Source organism: Agrobacterium vitis, assembly GCF_013426735.1.
Lineage (GTDB): Bacteria > Pseudomonadota > Alphaproteobacteria > Rhizobiales > Rhizobiaceae > Allorhizobium > Allorhizobium vitis_D.
The window spans coordinates 18775-34074 of the sequence record NZ_AP023278.1 but is presented as its reverse complement, the minus strand read 5'-3'; the positions used below and the strand labels follow the sequence as shown (position 1 = coordinate 34074).

The window sequence follows — 15300 nt, the reverse complement described above, 5'->3', positions numbered from 1 at the left end:
AACTCGCCATCGGTTCCGTGAAGAACTATCCGACAACGACAACAATTCAATTCGCTCGACTACCGCCCTTGACCTTGCCAGCGTTGTAACCCTTATCGTTAAACCAGAGGAAAGTTCGTCGCCACAAATACGACGCGAATTTCCTGACATATTTGAGTTGTTGAAATTTCGTTCCCCTAAAGGTAACTGTTGAAAAATGGGCTCGATGTATCGAATCATACGCAAGAAATTGCTGATTCTGATCAGACTGGTGATCGTTGTATCACTGGCCGGATACTCGCTGTCCACGGCCACAGCAGCCATGCACGGTCAGGCATCCGATCCGTCGACAGTCATGTCGGAAAGCATGGAGCATGCCGACGCTCAAATGAGCGAACACGACCATCACGATCAAGTGTCTGCGGACGAGGATTCGTCAAAAGTCGTAAAGCAGGAGTGCTGCAAAGACTTCTGTGTCAGTATTGCGATCATAGCAAACATAGACACTTGGAATGGCCCTGTCGTTTCGTCGATCCATGCGTACCTGAACGACAGCGACGTCATTGGCGAACTCGTTCCTTTGCATCGCCCACCGAACATCTGAATAGGCTCAACCCGCCCTTGCGGGTCTGAACGTGCGTCTGCGGGCATAATTGGCTCGTCGCGCCGCTGACACCTCCTATTCGGATTACACCATGAACCTCAAAATTCTGGTGGTTGCCTTACCGCTTTTCGCGAGCGGTTGCGCTGCCACGTTGCCTCCTGAAGTCATCGCTTCGGGCGAAGTTGCCGACTCTCCGGCCGACGTTCGTCCAGTGACTTACTCCAGCCCTGTTTCGGGCTACACGCACCGCATCCCGGTCGATCCAAAACCATGGCGAAATCAGAATGATGCGCAAGCTCCCGAAGGAGACGCATCATGAATTTTTTCACTCTCAGATGTGCTGCGACCGTCGCAATTCCGCTCGTTCTCGGAGGATGCGTATCCTCTACGGAATACTCTGCCGCAACCGCGGGGTTTTCCAACGTTGCGAACAAGACAGCCGAGGCGACCGGAAAAGACACCGTCTGGGTGCAGAACCGCCAGGACGCCCAGTTGGTCTCAGGCCGGGTGAAGACGCTCCTCACGAAAAAGAACGTCGATGTCGAGACGGCGGTGCAGATAGCCCTCCTTAACAATAAGGGTCTTCAGGCCGCCTACGCCGATCTTGGAGACTCGTCAGCGGATGCCTGGCAGTCCACGATGCTTGTCAATCCGACGGTTGGTATTGGCCTGACGGGGATCGGCACTCCCGGTCTCGAAGCCTACAAGGCCATCGAAGGTGTCATCGCCACCAACATCCTCGCACTCGCGACCCACAAGCGGAACGTCGAAATCGCCGACGCCGGGTTCCAGAAGGCACAGCTTGCTGCTGCCGTCCGGACACTTCAGTTGGCGGCGGAGACCCGTCGCGCATGGATCACCGCCGTCGCCTCATGGGAAACGGTTGCCCAGCTCAGCCAGGCACAAGCTGCCGCGGACGCGGCTTCGGAACTGGCGAAGAAGCTTGGTGAAACCGGGTCCATGGCGAAGGGCGGTCAGGCCCGCGAGCATGTGTTTTACGCCGAACTGGCAGGCCAGACCGCCAAGGCAAGGCTTGAAGCCCGCCTCGCAAAGGAAGAACTGACACGTCTCATGGGTCTTTGGGGCTCGGATATCGACTACCAGATCCCCAATCGGCTGCCCCAGCTTCCCAAGGGACTTATCAAGCGGGACCTTATCGAAGCCGAGGCTTTACAACGTCGGGTCGACTTGCAGATGGCCAAGCTCGACCTCGACACCACCGCAAGATCTTACAAGCTGACGGAAGCAACACGCTACGTCACAGATCTTGAAATTCTATCCGGGTTCGAGACGGAACGCGAACTGGAAGACGGTGAAAAGAAGAAGGAGACGACCGGCAATGTCGAACTGGAATTTGTGATCCCAATCTTCGACAGCGGCAAAGCGCGGATGAGGAAGGGCGAACTGGCCTACATGCGGACGGCAAACCTGCTGGCGGAAAAGGCCGTGAACGTACGTTCTGAAGCAAGGTCCGCGTACCAGGCCTATCGGTCGAACTACGACATCGCCAGGCACTACCGCAACAGTGTCGTGCCGTTGCGCACCAAGATCGAGGAGGAATCCCTCCTCACTTACAACGGCATGATTTCCAACACGTTCGAACTTCTCGCCGACAGCCGGGAGAAGGTCAATTCGATCCTCCTCGCCGTCAATGCAAAACGCGATTTCTGGTTGGCCGAAGCCAATCTCGCACCGGCCATCTATGGCGGCGGTGCGGGTGCAGCAGGGGGTGAGACCGAGGTCGCAGCGGCCGCCGAAAGCGGCGGCGGTCACTGAAAAGGACAAGACAATGTTTAACAGAAGACAGATGCTCGGTGCTGGCGCGGCTCTCGTTTCAACCGCTGCATGGGCAAAGACCTCAAACATGGGGCTGCCGGAGGCGGCGCTCATGGAAACCGCCGAAACACAGACGCCAGTCAGACCGTCGTCAGGGCCAAACTATACCCCGGTCGTGACGCTGAATGGCTGGACCCTGCCACACCGCATGAACAACGGCGTCAAGGAATTCCACCTGGTCGCCGAACCCGTCGAGCGAGAAATGGCCGAAGGGATGACGGCGCATCTCTGGGGCTACAACGGCCAGTCTCCTGGGCCGACGATCGAAGCCGTCGAAGGCGACCGCGTTCGCATCTTCGTCACCAACAAACTACCGGAGCATACGACCGTCCACTGGCACGGCATGATCCTTCCATCGGGCATGGACGGCGTCGGCGGCCTGTCGCAACCGCACATCCCCGTCGGCAAGACCTTCGTCTACGAGTTCGACCTCGTGAAGTCCGGCACCTTCATGTACCACCCGCATTCGGACGAGATGGTCCAGATGGCGATGGGCATGATGGGGTTTTTCGTCATTCACCCCAAGGACGAGAAGTTCATGCCAGTGGACAGAGACTTCGTGTTTCTGCTGAGCGCCTATGACATCGATCCCGGAACTTACGTTCCGCGCATCATGGAAATGACGGACTTCAACCTCTGGGCCTGGAACAGCCGCATCTTCCCCGGGATCAGTCCACTCGTCGTTTCCAAGGACGACCGCGTGCGCGTCCGTGTTGGCAATCTGACGATGACCAACCATCCGATCCACATGCACGGTTACGACTTCGAGGTCACCTGTACGGATGGCGGATGGGTCAGGCCCGAAGCACGCTGGCCAGAGGTCAGCATCGATATCCCCGTCGGCGCGATGCGTGCCTACGAGTTCGACGCGAAATACCTCGGTGACTGGGCGATCCATTGCCACAAGTCGCACCACACGATGAATGCCATGGGGCATGATGTCCCGACGTTCATCGGTGTCGATAAAAAAACCGTCACGGAGAAAATCAGGAAAATCCGTCCGGAATACATGCCCATGGGTACAGCCGGCATGGCCGATATGGGCGAGATGGAGATGGAGATTCCGGAGAACACCGTCCCGATGATGACGGGATGGGGGAAGCACGGTCCCATCGAGATGGGCGGAATGTTCTCCGTCGTGAAGGTCCGCGAGGGTATCGCGGCCGACGATTACACCGATCCTGGCTGGTACGAAAATCCGCCTGGTACGCAGGCTTGGGAATGGACTGGCGAACTGCCCGATACGACCAAGGCCAAAGACGCAAAAACCCAGATCACGCCAAAACCAGTGAAACACGGCTGATCCTGTCTCCCAACCAACCAAAGGACAAGAGTATGAAAACTGCAATGATCGCACTGCTTCTGGGAGCGCTCGCCACTTCCGCGCTGGCCTCCGGCACCCATGAAGGAGGCCATGACGCGGCTATGGCTGTCGGTGAACCCGGCAAGAAGGCAGAGGCCACCCAGACCATCCGTGTCTCCATGAAAGAGACAGCCGACGGCAAGATGATTTTCACGCCAAACACTTTCAAGGTTCGTAAGGGCCAGACGGTTGTGTTCGCGATTAAGAACGCTGGCGAGTTGGATCACGAGTTCGTTCTCGATCAGGAAGAGAAGGTTATGGAGCACAAGGCCGTGATGGAGAAGTTCCCGGATATGGAACATGACGATCCTAATGCCATCCGCCTGGCTGCCGGAAAGTCCGGCGAGATCATCTGGAAGTTCACCAACGACGGCACCTTCAAGATCGCCTGCCTGGTTCCTGGCCACTACGACGCCGGGATGCACGGTGACGTGACAGTTGCCACAAAGTAACCCACGCAAGGAGAAATTGACATGACTTCATTTATCAAGTTCGCCGCGGCGACGGTACTTGCCCTTACAGTGGCTTCCGGGGTTTTCGCTGCTGAATTTACCAAGGGCACGGTCAAAAAGGTCGATGCCAAGACGAAAAAGGTCACCCTGATCCACGAGGAACTGAAGGACCTGGAAATGCCGGCAATGACCATGGTGTTCCGTGTCAAGGATGATGCAATGCTAGGGAAGCTCAAAGAAGGCGCAAAAATCGAGTTTGTGGCCGAGCGCGTCGAGGGCAACTTGACCGTCACGGAAATCAAATAAGTAATCGGGCCGAGCCTTCCACACGCTCGGCCCGATCAGATTCGCCTTGTGATCGTCAATTCGGTTGACCCACTCTGCTGCGTCTACGAGCGTTCCGTGCAAAAATCTGGTGGGTTTTAATGCGCCTGCTGAGCTTCCGTCTTCACTTGGGGGAATCCCACAACAACAGACAGGCCGGGGTCGTTGTCGAGCAGGTTAATATTCGCTCCGTGAAGACCCACAATGGCTTTGACCAACGTGAGACCCAATCCGGATCCGGCCGTCGTCCTACTCTTCTCAAGCCTATAAAAGCGATCAAAAACTCTCTCATGTTCTTCACGAGGAATTCCTGGACCGTTGTCGGAAATGCTCAGATAAATGGTATTGTCGTTGTTGGAAAGCGACAAAACGATCTTAGAGCCAGCTGGGGTGTGGCGCATTGCGTTAGCAAGCAAATTGGCCAACAACTGTTTAACCAAATCTGGATCGCCATCAATCCAAGCGTCAGAAATGCTGTTGGCAAGCGTGAGGTCGTAACCCGCATCCACGGCTATAGCTTCGTAAACCTCATAAATATCGCGAACCAATGATTTCAGATTGAAAACCCTGAAATTGGTAGTTCGACTGCGAGACTCAATCTGTGCAATTCGAAGAACAGCGTCAAATGTTTCAGCCGTAGACTTCAGTTCCACAAGAGCGATTTCGATACCGTTCTTCATATCACCAGGAACATCTGATTGCAGGGAGTCTTCGAGAATTAGAAACGTACGCGCAATTGGCGTTTTCAAGTCATGTGCAACGTCAGTGGTTACCTGCTTCAAAGTGATCACGCTCGATTCAAGCCTTGTCAAAGCGACGTTAACTTCAGTGGAAAGGACATCAATTTCATCCATACGAGGGGAAATCGGAAGGCGCTTAAAGAGGTCGCCATGCCCGATTTCATGCGCAATGGTAGAAAGAACGAAAATGCGCCTACGAGTTCGATGAGCAAGAATCGAAGCTCCGGTCATTCCAACGCCCAAGATTATTGCGGTTGCCCATCCAAAACTTATCAGGACGATTCGAGCAAGTTGATCCGTGTCGCCGTAGCTAATTCCGACAACCAGGTCATACTCTCCCAGCGGTCCTCGGAACAATTTGTAGTGAGGTGCACTTTCGTGTTGATTATTAAATCGAAAGGTTGAAAGGCCTATTGGCACATCCGAAAATTTGGCGTTTCCGGCAACAAGGTCGTCTGTGGCACCTCGCAACGTATACAAAGTCTCTTCACCCCTAACAGCGGGACCATGACTTTCAATCATTTGAACGGCCCCGTTCAGACCGCGCGCTTCGTAGGCTGACGCGATCTCGCGATACCGTTCCATGACGTTAGAATTCAGTCGGTCGTCCAAAAATTTGACAACCATTTGATAAGCTACGATGTTCGCAATCAGGTACGCAGAAACAAAAAGTGAAATGTAGATAATAGCAAGCCTGACGGCAGTACTCTTGAGAAAACTACCCGCGAGCATGCAACGTGTATCCAGTGTTTTTGACGGTATGCAAAAGTGATGTGCTGAAAGGCTTATCTATTTTTGCCCGGAGCCGGCTGATGTGCGTCTCGACGACTGAGCTTTGAGGATCAAAATTGAAGTTCCATATTTTTTCAAGAAACATCGTTTTCGTGAGCACTCGTCCCTCGTTCCTCATCAGTAATTCAAGCAATGAAAACTCTCGCGGCAATAGTTCAATGAGTTGTCCGGCACGTGAAGTAGTCCTAGCGACGAGATCCATTTCAAGGTCGCCGACCCTCAGCTTGGTCTTCTCAGCGGCAATCGGGGGGCGCCGAACGAGGGCGTTTATACGAGCGACTAATTCCGAAAACGCGAACGGCTTAACCAGGTAATCGTCACCCCCGGCTTCAAGACCCTCCACCCTATCATCCACGCCACTCATTGCCGTCAGAAACAAGACAGGGGTACGCACTGATGCTGCACGCAAACTTTTGACAAGGTTTAAGCCGTCGAGGCCGGGAACCATTCGATCAACAATTAGAATATCATAGCGCGTGTCCAAGCCTGCTGAGAGCCCCTCACGACCATCCCCAATGCAGTCTATCGAATGCCCAGCGGAACTTAAGCCCTTTACAAGGTATTTTCTCGTCGTTTGGTCGTCTTCGATGACCAGTATCTTCATGCCACCCGTCAATCTTTTTCTTTTAGCACAGCGCCTTACACCTGCAGTCAACGCGATGTGATTGGGGCTTTCTTACGGCAGATTATTGGCGAACTGATTACAAATTTGTATATCACGAGACAGGTGACTGAAAAGCAGACGCTCTATCCTATTGTTGCTGCAGGTCGCAGTTCAAAATAAGGATGTTAGTCATGATCAAAAAAATCATCATTTCTGTAGCTGCTGTGCTCGCCATCGCTCCGACAGCGTTCGCCTATACTACCCTGGATAAGGCGGCCTCACCAATGACCCGTATTATGCAGGGACATGGAACACCAGGGGAAACAGCGTCGTCTATGTCGAATCCTGATGTCAGCGTCCGCGTTTTGGAAAGCGGCAAGATAGAGCGTACAAACAGCCGCTATGGGACTGTGGCAATCATTGACCCAAAAGCAGAATCTCTCAGGGGTAACCGCAGGTAAACACTCGATATCCCACGCTTGCATTACGGTCGAGACCCCGAATACGTCCAACGCTTCTGAACAACGTAATGCGAATTGCTACTCTTTATGAAGGACGTGCGAATCGATATCGACTTCTCACTCTCCAACCCAACACATCAGGGTAATTCCATGAAAATTTTACTTGCAGCAGTTCTTACTGCTTTCTTCTCTGTTCCCGCGCTGGCCTCCGGCACCCATGAAGGAGGCCATGACGCGGCTATGGCTGTCGGTGAACCCGGCAAGAAGGCAGAGGCCACCCAGACCATCCGTGTCTCCATGAAAGAGACAGCCGACGGCAAGATGATTTTCACGCCAAACACTTTCAAGGTTCGTAAGGGCCAGACGGTTGTGTTCGCGATTAAGAACGCTGGCGAGTTGGATCACGAGTTCGTTCTCGATCAGGAAGAGAAGGTTATGGAGCACAAGGCCGTGATGGAGAAGTTCCCGGATATGGAACATGACGATCCTAATGCCATCCGCCTGGCTGCCGGAAAGTCCGGCGAGATCATCTGGAAGTTCACCAACGACGGCACCTTCAAGATCGCCTGCCTGGTTCCTGGCCACTACGACGCCGGGATGCACGGTGACGTGACAGTTGCCACAAAGTAACCCACGCAAGGAGAAATTGACATGACTTCATTTATCAAGTTCGCCGCGGCGACGGTACTTGCCCTCACAGTGGCTTCCGGGGTTTTCGCTGCTGAATTTACCAAGGGCACGGTCAAAAAGGTCGATGCCAAGGCGAAAAAGGTCACTCTGATCCACGAGGAACTGAAGGACCTGGAAATGCCGGCAATGACCATGGTGTTCCGTGTCAAGGACGATGCAATGCTCGGGAAGCTCAAGGAAGGCGCAAAAATCGAGTTCGTGGCAGAGCGCGTCGAGGGCAAGCTGACCGTCACGGAAATCAAATAAGTAATCGGGCCGAGCCTTACACACGCTCGGCCCGTCCGACCTCGTTCTCAGGATCGACGAATCTCGATCGTGCCCGCATGGATCAATGAATCAGAAATCAACACCGTTCGGCAAAAATGCTGCCACCCGGGAAATACGATCGGCGTCTCTGCGGTTCGTGGTGCTTTTCATCCTGTTCGCCAACCTCGTGTTCGGCGATGGCCTCGCCAGCTTTACAACGCACGTCCTCGTCAATTCGGTCTATCTGATTGTCAGTGTGGCATCTGTGGCGACGGCGGTTTATTTCCCCCAAAAAAAGTATTTCGGCCCCCTTTTCGTGATTCTTGATGCAGCCTTGGTCGTGGTGGTTCTCTATGAACACATTCTAGCAAATCCGATTACCCAAGATCACAACCTTACGACATCAAGCCTGGTCGTGGCGTTCATCCTCCTGAACCATGTGGCCCTAAAACTTGATCGCTTGTTGATCGTCGCGTTTTCGATAATCGTAGTGTCGGCATGGGTACTTATGCTTGCCCTTATGGCAATGCGTCACCACGCCAGTACGCCCGGAACCCTGCTGACGAACTTCTTCAACCAGGACCTTGGTCTAACTATAAGTTTTGCGTTCACTGCGCTGGCCGTCTATCTGTTGGCGCGTGATCACGACCGCACCGTCAGACAGGCATTGAGGATTGAGGAGAAGCGTATGAACCTCTCACGCTTCTTCTCGCCTACGGTCGTCGCCGATCTTCAGACTGCCAGTGCCAACCTTGATCTCGAGCGGCGTGACGCGGCGATCATGTTCGTTGATATTCGCGATTTCACGTCATATGCGGAAAGCGCTCCCGCACGCGAGCTCGCACGCGTCCTCGGTGAATATCGGCACATCGTCGCCGGCACTGTGTTCGCCTATGGCGGGACGGTTGACAAGTTCATCGGCGATGGCGTGATGGCGGTGTTCGGGCAACCGAAACCGAAGCCAGACGATGCGCAGCGGGCATTGGCCTGCGCGTTGTCTTTGACTGCGGCGCTTGCCGAGTGGCGCAACGACAACATCGGCAGGGGCGGCCCCTGTCTGAACGCGGGGATCGGCCTTCACTATGGTACCGTTCTCGGTGGTGTCATTGAAAGCGGCTTCCATGACGAGTTCACCGTGATCGGGGACGCCGTCAATGTCGCTCAACGCCTGGAGTCTCTGGCCAGCCTTTTGAAATCGCCACTCGTAGTCTCGGACCGCATAATCGAAGAGGTCCCGGGTATGTTTGGGGCCGATGATTGGGTTTACACCAATAGCGTCAGTATCCCTGGAAGGAAGGCGTCAGTCAACATTGCCTATATCCGTCGCTCTCCCAATCTTGCATCGCCAGCAGGCTATGAAACCGGGGACATGCATACCGATTTCAAAAGGTCTTCTTTCCAGTCGCGTCCAACAATACCGCTCGTTGAAATGTAAACCACACCACCAACGAGGACTTTGCCAGGGCTATCACATTCACACGGACGTCGTCATGGCTTCCTTAATCGATGTACTTGATCGAACCCGCACACATCGAAGTCGTAGTCCAGAGCGAACACAGTCTGTATCGAGGTTAAGTCAGATCGACGGTTTTCATCGCCTTGGAAATGAGACATGAAATGGTGGCCGCTCTGCCGAATGGGCCTGGATACGCGGTCAGTCTTCCTCGCCCCAAAGTTCGTCTGTGAACTTCTTGTGATCGATCGGCGCGAACGGACCCAACTCCCGCGCCATAGCAAGAGTTTTGGCAAGCCTCTCCTGAACTGGCCGCGTCTGATCGCCTGACCCGGATTTGGCGGCGTTGCGCTCGCTGAAATAATCCGAGAGCAACTCCGTAGCCTCCCGGTCGGTGATAATGCCTTTTCGCCGTAAGGTGACAACCAGATCGTCCACCGGATCTGACGGAACTTCGGCATCCGAGAGGCGAGCAACGTGATCTGCCCAATCATCAAAAGGTAGCCGCTCCGCGACAATACCGTGTTGCGTGGCCAGCGCGTATATCCGGCTCTCTGCCGCACCCGCTTCGGTACTCATTTTGATCCTCCCACTACTGCTCCGACCTGGGCTCGACCGTGATGGTGCAGCGCTGTTGCTTCTTTGTCTTGGCGGCAGCTTCAACGCATACTGTCAGCTCCTCCTGATTTTCCCGAACGAGATCGTTGGCCGCCATGAGGCTGCGCCAGCTCCCGGGGCTTCCCGATCGCATCAACGAAATCCCCGCCTCCCAGCGATCGGCATTCATGACGGTGGCCGCAATGATGGCATCGACCGATCCGGGCAATAGACGCGGCCCGAGAGCCAGAAAGACCGCGCCCATGATGATGCCCCCCATCGCAGCGCCAAGCAACCACCGGTCCTGTTGCCGGCGTTGGCGGGCACCTCTGACGTAACCCTCGATATCGGATGATGCTCCCTGCAGTATGCGGCCCCGGTCCTCAATCACCCGGCCGACATTCGCCGAAATCCTCTCGGCAACGCTGTCGAACATGCGAGCATAATGCTCTGGGCCGTTTTTCAAAGCAGGCGATTTCTCGATCGCTGCCAGATGCTCGGCAAGCACGACCTGGTTCTCCATGATCTGGCCAAGGTCTTCGCTGTAATCGAGGGGCTGCTGGAATTTCTCGAACTGCTCGAAAGCGGCTTCCACGCCCTTGCGGATGACGACCATTTCACCGCCGGTATCGCGAGCCAGCTTCTCGATCGCCCGGCGCAAGGCCTCGAACGCCGCCGCGGCCTCATCGATCTCGCTGGCTTCCAGCTGCTCATGGTCGTCATTGCTGTCCGTCATTCCGTCCGCTCCTATCGTTCAAGCCCCTGACTACGCCCGCGCGAAAGCTGCTGCTCCATGGCGTTGGCAATGTTCTGTCCTTGGCCGACATGCTTGATGCCGATTTCTTGCGCGCGGCTGCGCACGATGGATTCCACCGGTGGATCCCGCTCGATCGCACCAGTGACCTGGCGCATCTGCCCCTCGACATTGCCACGCGCCTCATCGTGTTGCCAGCCACGCAGGCCCTGACGCTCTTCCTGCAACTCCTGCCAGCGATGGATCAGCCTATCGGCGCGCACGGTTGGATCGGCCTGGGCGGCTTTTTCCCTTTCCACGCCGGCAACGAGCTCGCCGACGCGCTCCCGGCCGGAAAGCTCCTTCATGGCGCGGCTGGCCTGCGGATCGTACTGCATGGCCGAGATCATCAAACTGGACATGCCTGACCGCTGCTGATCAAGCCCAAGGCAGGCTTGCCGGAATTCGGTTTTCTGGCTCTCCAGAACCGGAAGGCCTTGGCCGTCCATCTTGTCCATCGCGGTCCAGGCGCGAGCGAAGCGGTCGACTGGTTGCTCAAATCCCGACGGCTGACGAATGCGGTTAGTCAGCGCATCAGGCTCGGGTGCGGCCTTCCTGCTTTCCAGTCCGTCATCCCGCTCCTGGGAGGCGCTGCGATTGGCATTAAGCTTGAGACCGGCAAACATGCTGCGCTTGGAAGCTTTCGGCTGCGCGCGGTCCTCGCCCCCCTCCACTCTCTCTTGAGCAGGTTTGGGTTCTCCCGACGTGCCGCGTCCGAGCTTCAGCCCTGACAACATGCTGCGGCGCTGTGGCTGCTGGTCGGGAGTGATGCCCTCGCCCCTCGGATCAGGATCGGCCCGCGAGGCAGTCCGCTCCTCGTAAGCAGAACGCTCGCTGATGGACCGATCCTGAACCTCCCGCACACGATGGGCCGTACGGGAAGAGTTTTCCTGCCCCAGCTTTTGGGCAGGAGCAAGTTCGATCTCGCTGCGAACCCCGAACTGCTCGGCAATGTCGCGCCGCTCGGCAAAGTCGCGTGTGTAATCCAGTGTCGTTTCCTTCGCCCCGGATCGCGACAGACGACTTTCAAGCTGCGCATAGGCCAGCTCGCCGGCATCCTGCACCTTCCATGAATTCCGCTCGGCTGTCTGGCCATTTGGCAACCGCACCGTCTCCGATCCGACATGTTCCAGTCCGATCCTTGCACCGATCTCCGGCGCGGCCTCTTTCATGGCCTGCTCAAGACCGACACCCCATGTGGTGTGACGTTGCCTCTGGTCGTTTTCCAACGTCACGAAATAGCTGTCCCGGTTCCCGGCCTTGTGTTCGTAAGGAGCAACGCCATGCTCAACCAGCTTGCCAGCATTTCGGCCAGCGAACTCGTCTTGTGCCGCATAGAGCTGCGCACCATCACGATGGCGGGTCATGGCGACATAGGTCAGGTGCCGGTCCATCGTCCCGGACGCCAGCACGAAGGCGCGATCGACCGTCGCCCCCTGATTTTTATGAATCGTCGTCGCGTAGCCGTGATCAAAGCTTTGGTAAGTATTGGTGTCTATCCTGACGAAACCGGCTTCTACGCCCGGTTCGGCACTTTTGCCGTCGAGCTCGACATGTATTGCGGTCGGCTCGACGGCAGCTACCTTCCCCAACATGCCGTTCTTGACACCAAGATCGCGATCATTCTGCAGGAATACGATGCGGTCGCCCTCGGCAAACTCACGCTTGCCGTCATCGGTCTGGTAGCTGAAAGCTTTGGCGCTTTCCGGCTCGCCAATGGCTTTTTGACCTCCAACACCGTCACCGGCGCGCGCACGCGCCAACTCGCCACGATCCTGCAGCTCGCTTCGAATGCCATCATTGATCGCCCGCACGTCGACGCGGCGATGCGCCATGGCGACACGGCTGCCCTCCGGACGCTGCTCACGATCGGCAAGATAGTCGCGCACGATCGCCGCTCGCGTCTCATCCCGGTCAGCCTCAAAGTGAATGTTCCCGTTATCCCGGTACGCCGCCAACCCTTCAGCGGTCTTGTGAGTGGCGAAGGCAACAGAAGCCTCCCGCTGCCAGTCCTCGCGCTGACGGCGAATGTCGGTAAGTTCTGCATGGCCGATCTTCTCGGCGATGGCGCGGAAGGGTGCGCCTGCCCCGATCGCCTGCAGCTGCTCATGGTCGCCAACAAGAACGATCTTTGCACCGCGCTGCTCCGCCTCTCCGATGAACCGGGCGAGCTGTCGGCTTCCCACCATGCCGGCCTCATCGATGACAAACACGTCGCCGCGGCCCAGCTGCCGCTTCTCGTTCTGCCAGTTGATATCCCATGACGCCAATGTACGACTCTGGATGCCGGATGCCTCCTCAAGCCCTTCGGCCGCCTTGCCCGAAAGTGCTGCGCCATGAACCGTATAACCCTGAGCCTCCCACGCCTCGCGCGCGGCATCCAGCATGGTGGATTTTCCAGCGCCAGCGAAACCGACAACAGCCGCGATCCGCTCCGGCCCGGTGATATGCTCGATGGCACGCCGCTGCTCGTCAGATAGTCCCGGCGCTGGCCCTGCCTGTGAAGAATGATAGCCGAAGGCCGCCTGAATGGCTCTGTCCTGCTTCTCAAGCGAGCGATCGACATGATGACGATCAACGTCATGGCTTCGCGCCCGTTGCAACATATCCGCGCTGCGGGCCATCGCCCCTTCCGTCTCTACCATTTCCCGCGTCGAATACCGCGCAAGCGAAACCTCGCCAGTCTCCGGATCGCCGCGCTCGCCCTGCAGTTCCACAAGAGACTTTGACGCCATCACCGACGCGAATGCATTCTGGAATTCCTGCGGGTCGCCGTCGATGTAACGATGCAGTGTCCGCGCAATGTCGTGCCGGTCAAACACGCTCTTCTCATTACTGATCAGCGTCAGAACCTGTTCCGGCTTCTCCCGAATCAGATCGGCATTTCGCTTCGCTGCATCCTCATCCAGACGCGACCGCGAAACCGACAAACCCTTGCGCTGCATCTGTGTCGCATGCACGCCCATATGCTCTGTCGGCTCGATCTCGATCCCTCGTTCCGAATGCGACCGATGATCGATCCGCACATCCAGACCAGCTTCCGCCAATTCCCGGTTCGCCATTTGCTCCCAGGAACGCCGTACATCGACAAGCTGCATCTGCGTCGTCGGGAGGTCGCGCGGCAGCAACTCCTTATTGGCAAGCTCCATATAGGTCTTCGCGCCAAAGCCCCGCTCGTCCACCTGCCTCGTTGTCATCAACACATGTGCATGATGGTTGCGAACGTCGCTCGCCGAATGCGGCGCATGGATCGCAAAATCTACCGCAGCACCATAACGATCCGCCAGATCCTGCGCGAACTCCCGCGTCAGCTCCAGACGTTTTTCGGAATTGAGCTCATGCGGAAGCGCCAACACGAATTCTCGAGCGACACGCGCGTCAACGCGTTTCTCTGCTGCCTCCGCTGCATTCCACAACGCCGAACGATCCTGCGCCCATTCCGCAGTCACCCCTTCGGGCAATATAATCTCTGAATGCTTGACGCCGTCACGCCTCGAATAATCATGCGTCAGCCCGTCGCGCTCGTTGGTGATCTTCTCGGCTGCACGATAAGCGATCGCCGCAACGGCGCTTCGGCCGGACGAACGGGAGATAACAGACATCTGGCAATAGAAGATGGCCAATACTGTTTCCCCTTTCTCGCGTTAGCTTCCGCATAAGCGGCGTTGGGTTGTGCAACAACCCGTATATGCGCCCTTATCATTCGTCCGCTACGCTACCTCAAGCTTTCGGTGTGGCGCAAGTGGAAAGCCCAAATCAAAGCCGGAGAGCTCCATATGCAGAAGCGTTTAACTCAAGACGGAAGAAGAGCTTTCGAACACACGTAAAGAATCTCGCTCGCTGGCTATTGACGAGATATCGATTTTCGAAGTCCCATTGAGACACGCCAGCGATCAATAGCCTGGTGCAACACGGAGACGATCGGATGAAAACAGACCTACCCCAACGACCCACGCCAATGTGGCCGACATATCTCGCACGCCTCGCCGCACTGGCGACGTTCATCGGCGGTCCATTCGCAGCGAAGGGCCACGGCTATCTTATCGAGGTCGCGGAAGAATGGGGCCTCGCTTTTGGAATATCCGGATGTCTGGCGCTTCTCGTCGGAAATCTGGTGATGCACTGTTTCGAATGGCTGGTGAACGCTCATCGTGACAGCGTCGAAACCCGGAGCCGCTTCAACTTCGGAATCATGATGCTCACGGCTGGTGTGTTCGCCGTCAGTCTTGCAACCTTCGTCGTCCAATGGCAAAAAGCCTGATCATGGCAACGACAAAGCTGCGATACCGGACTTGGGAAACAGCAAGGACGTTGCCAAAGCGACAGCACGGATGAACACCCGTGCTGCTCACTACGCGAGGCGATT

Annotated in this window: 16 protein-coding genes; 11 read left to right on the top strand and 5 right to left on the bottom strand. The window is 56.2% G+C overall.

Annotation, left to right across the window (positions count from 1 at the left end; genetic code table 11):
• The first annotated feature begins 196 nt into the window (after positions 1-196).
• From H1Y61_RS26600 to H1Y61_RS26575, 6 genes are all read left to right on the top strand, one after another.
• Positions 197-583: a hypothetical protein gene (locus tag H1Y61_RS26600; RefSeq protein WP_081356294.1), complete on the top strand. Its 387-nt coding sequence runs from the start codon at positions 197-199 to the stop codon at positions 581-583.
• Positions 584-674: 91 nt separating this feature from the next.
• Entirely contained in the window at positions 675-902 is a 228-nt protein-coding gene (locus H1Y61_RS26595; protein ID WP_081356304.1) for a hypothetical protein, read from the top strand.
• The gene (locus H1Y61_RS26590; RefSeq protein ID WP_071201895.1) at positions 899-2359 is read left to right on the top strand and encodes a TolC family protein; all 1461 of its coding nucleotides are present in this window, start codon (positions 899-901) and stop codon (positions 2357-2359) included. Before H1Y61_RS26595 ends, H1Y61_RS26590 begins: the two co-directional genes overlap by 4 nt.
• Positions 2360-2372: 13 nt before the next feature.
• Positions 2373-3722 (top strand): multicopper oxidase family protein, encoded by a 1350-nt coding sequence (locus H1Y61_RS26585; protein ID WP_071201894.1) that lies wholly within the window; start codon positions 2373-2375, stop codon positions 3720-3722.
• A gap of 32 nt (positions 3723-3754) precedes the next feature.
• Positions 3755-4234 carry a cupredoxin domain-containing protein gene (locus H1Y61_RS26580; RefSeq protein WP_180575714.1) on the top strand — a complete coding sequence of 160 codons (480 nt, stop codon included), beginning with the start codon at positions 3755-3757 and terminating at the stop codon, positions 4232-4234.
• A 21-nt stretch (positions 4235-4255) separates the two neighbouring features.
• Entirely contained in the window at positions 4256-4540 is a 285-nt protein-coding gene (locus tag H1Y61_RS26575) for a copper-binding protein (protein ID WP_071201892.1), read from the top strand.
• A gap of 116 nt (positions 4541-4656) precedes the next feature.
• On the opposite strand, the gene H1Y61_RS26570 is transcribed toward H1Y61_RS26575, so the two are convergent.
• Both H1Y61_RS26570 and H1Y61_RS26565 read right to left on the bottom strand, forming a co-directional pair.
• Positions 4657-6030: a sensor histidine kinase gene (locus H1Y61_RS26570; RefSeq protein WP_071201891.1), complete on the bottom strand. Its 1374-nt coding sequence runs from the start codon at positions 6028-6030 to the stop codon at positions 4657-4659.
• On the bottom strand, positions 6017-6694 hold the full coding sequence (locus tag H1Y61_RS26565; RefSeq protein WP_071201890.1) for a response regulator: 678 nt from the start codon (positions 6692-6694) through the stop codon (positions 6017-6019). Before H1Y61_RS26565 ends, H1Y61_RS26570 begins: the two co-directional genes overlap by 14 nt.
• Positions 6695-6885: 191 nt before the next feature.
• Here H1Y61_RS26565 and H1Y61_RS26560 point away from each other — a divergent pair, with 191 nt between their 5' ends.
• The 4 genes from H1Y61_RS26560 to H1Y61_RS26545 all read left to right on the top strand — a co-directional run bounded on the left by H1Y61_RS26560 (position 6886) and on the right by H1Y61_RS26545 (position 9526).
• Positions 6886-7155 carry a hypothetical protein gene (locus H1Y61_RS26560; protein WP_071201893.1) on the top strand — a complete coding sequence of 90 codons (270 nt, stop codon included), beginning with the start codon at positions 6886-6888 and terminating at the stop codon, positions 7153-7155.
• Between the two features lie 150 nt (positions 7156-7305).
• Positions 7306-7785: a cupredoxin domain-containing protein gene (locus tag H1Y61_RS26555; protein ID WP_071201889.1), complete on the top strand. Its 480-nt coding sequence runs from the start codon at positions 7306-7308 to the stop codon at positions 7783-7785.
• A gap of 21 nt (positions 7786-7806) precedes the next feature.
• Complete coding sequence (locus tag H1Y61_RS26550) at positions 7807-8091, top strand: copper-binding protein (RefSeq protein ID WP_071201945.1); 285 nt, start codon at positions 7807-7809, stop codon at positions 8089-8091.
• Between the two features lie 85 nt (positions 8092-8176).
• Positions 8177-9526: an adenylate/guanylate cyclase domain-containing protein gene (locus tag H1Y61_RS26545; protein WP_071201944.1), complete on the top strand. Its 1350-nt coding sequence runs from the start codon at positions 8177-8179 to the stop codon at positions 9524-9526.
• Between the two features lie 219 nt (positions 9527-9745).
• Here the strand turns inward: H1Y61_RS26545 and H1Y61_RS26540 are convergent, their stop codons facing one another.
• Genes H1Y61_RS26540 through traA form a run of 3 tightly spaced genes read right to left on the bottom strand, consistent with a single transcriptional unit; the run spans position 9746 to position 14557 of the window.
• Complete coding sequence (locus tag H1Y61_RS26540) at positions 9746-10123, bottom strand: hypothetical protein (RefSeq protein WP_180575713.1); 378 nt, start codon at positions 10121-10123, stop codon at positions 9746-9748.
• Positions 10124-10136: 13 nt separating this feature from the next.
• Complete coding sequence (locus H1Y61_RS26535) at positions 10137-10877, bottom strand: DUF6118 family protein (RefSeq protein WP_180575712.1); 741 nt, start codon at positions 10875-10877, stop codon at positions 10137-10139.
• An 11-nt stretch (positions 10878-10888) separates the two neighbouring features.
• Positions 10889-14557 carry a Ti-type conjugative transfer relaxase TraA gene (gene traA, locus H1Y61_RS26530; RefSeq protein ID WP_071201942.1) on the bottom strand — a complete coding sequence of 1223 codons (3669 nt, stop codon included), beginning with the start codon at positions 14555-14557 and terminating at the stop codon, positions 10889-10891.
• Positions 14558-14859: 302 nt separating this feature from the next.
• Here traA and H1Y61_RS26525 point away from each other — a divergent pair, with 302 nt between their 5' ends.
• Complete coding sequence (locus H1Y61_RS26525) at positions 14860-15195, top strand: hypothetical protein (protein ID WP_143051740.1); 336 nt, start codon at positions 14860-14862, stop codon at positions 15193-15195.
• Positions 15196-15300 lie beyond the last annotated feature (105 nt).

What these genes read in the sequence shown, in the direction of transcription:
- H1Y61_RS26600 (WP_081356294.1), top strand. Translation starts at nt 197, where the DNA reads ATGGGCTCGATGTATCGAATCATACGCAAGAAATTGCTGATTCTGATC.
- H1Y61_RS26595 (WP_081356304.1), top strand. Translation starts at nt 675, where the DNA reads ATGAACCTCAAAATTCTGGTGGTTGCCTTACCGCTTTTCGCGAGCGGT.
- H1Y61_RS26590 (WP_071201895.1), top strand. Translation starts at nt 899, where the DNA reads ATGAATTTTTTCACTCTCAGATGTGCTGCGACCGTCGCAATTCCGCTC.
- H1Y61_RS26585 (WP_071201894.1), top strand. Translation starts at nt 2,373, where the DNA reads ATGTTTAACAGAAGACAGATGCTCGGTGCTGGCGCGGCTCTCGTTTCA.
- H1Y61_RS26580 (WP_180575714.1), top strand. Translation starts at nt 3,755, where the DNA reads ATGAAAACTGCAATGATCGCACTGCTTCTGGGAGCGCTCGCCACTTCC.
- H1Y61_RS26575 (WP_071201892.1), top strand. Translation starts at nt 4,256, where the DNA reads ATGACTTCATTTATCAAGTTCGCCGCGGCGACGGTACTTGCCCTTACA.
- H1Y61_RS26570 (WP_071201891.1), bottom strand. Translation starts at nt 6,030, where the DNA reads ATGCTCGCGGGTAGTTTTCTCAAGAGTACTGCCGTCAGGCTTGCTATT.
- H1Y61_RS26565 (WP_071201890.1), bottom strand. Translation starts at nt 6,694, where the DNA reads ATGAAGATACTGGTCATCGAAGACGACCAAACGACGAGAAAATACCTT.
- H1Y61_RS26560 (WP_071201893.1), top strand. Translation starts at nt 6,886, where the DNA reads ATGATCAAAAAAATCATCATTTCTGTAGCTGCTGTGCTCGCCATCGCT.
- H1Y61_RS26555 (WP_071201889.1), top strand. Translation starts at nt 7,306, where the DNA reads ATGAAAATTTTACTTGCAGCAGTTCTTACTGCTTTCTTCTCTGTTCCC.
- H1Y61_RS26550 (WP_071201945.1), top strand. Translation starts at nt 7,807, where the DNA reads ATGACTTCATTTATCAAGTTCGCCGCGGCGACGGTACTTGCCCTCACA.
- H1Y61_RS26545 (WP_071201944.1), top strand. Translation starts at nt 8,177, where the DNA reads ATGAATCAGAAATCAACACCGTTCGGCAAAAATGCTGCCACCCGGGAA.
- H1Y61_RS26540 (WP_180575713.1), bottom strand. Translation starts at nt 10,123, where the DNA reads ATGAGTACCGAAGCGGGTGCGGCAGAGAGCCGGATATACGCGCTGGCC.
- H1Y61_RS26535 (WP_180575712.1), bottom strand. Translation starts at nt 10,877, where the DNA reads ATGACGGACAGCAATGACGACCATGAGCAGCTGGAAGCCAGCGAGATC.
- H1Y61_RS26525 (WP_143051740.1), top strand. Translation starts at nt 14,860, where the DNA reads ATGAAAACAGACCTACCCCAACGACCCACGCCAATGTGGCCGACATAT.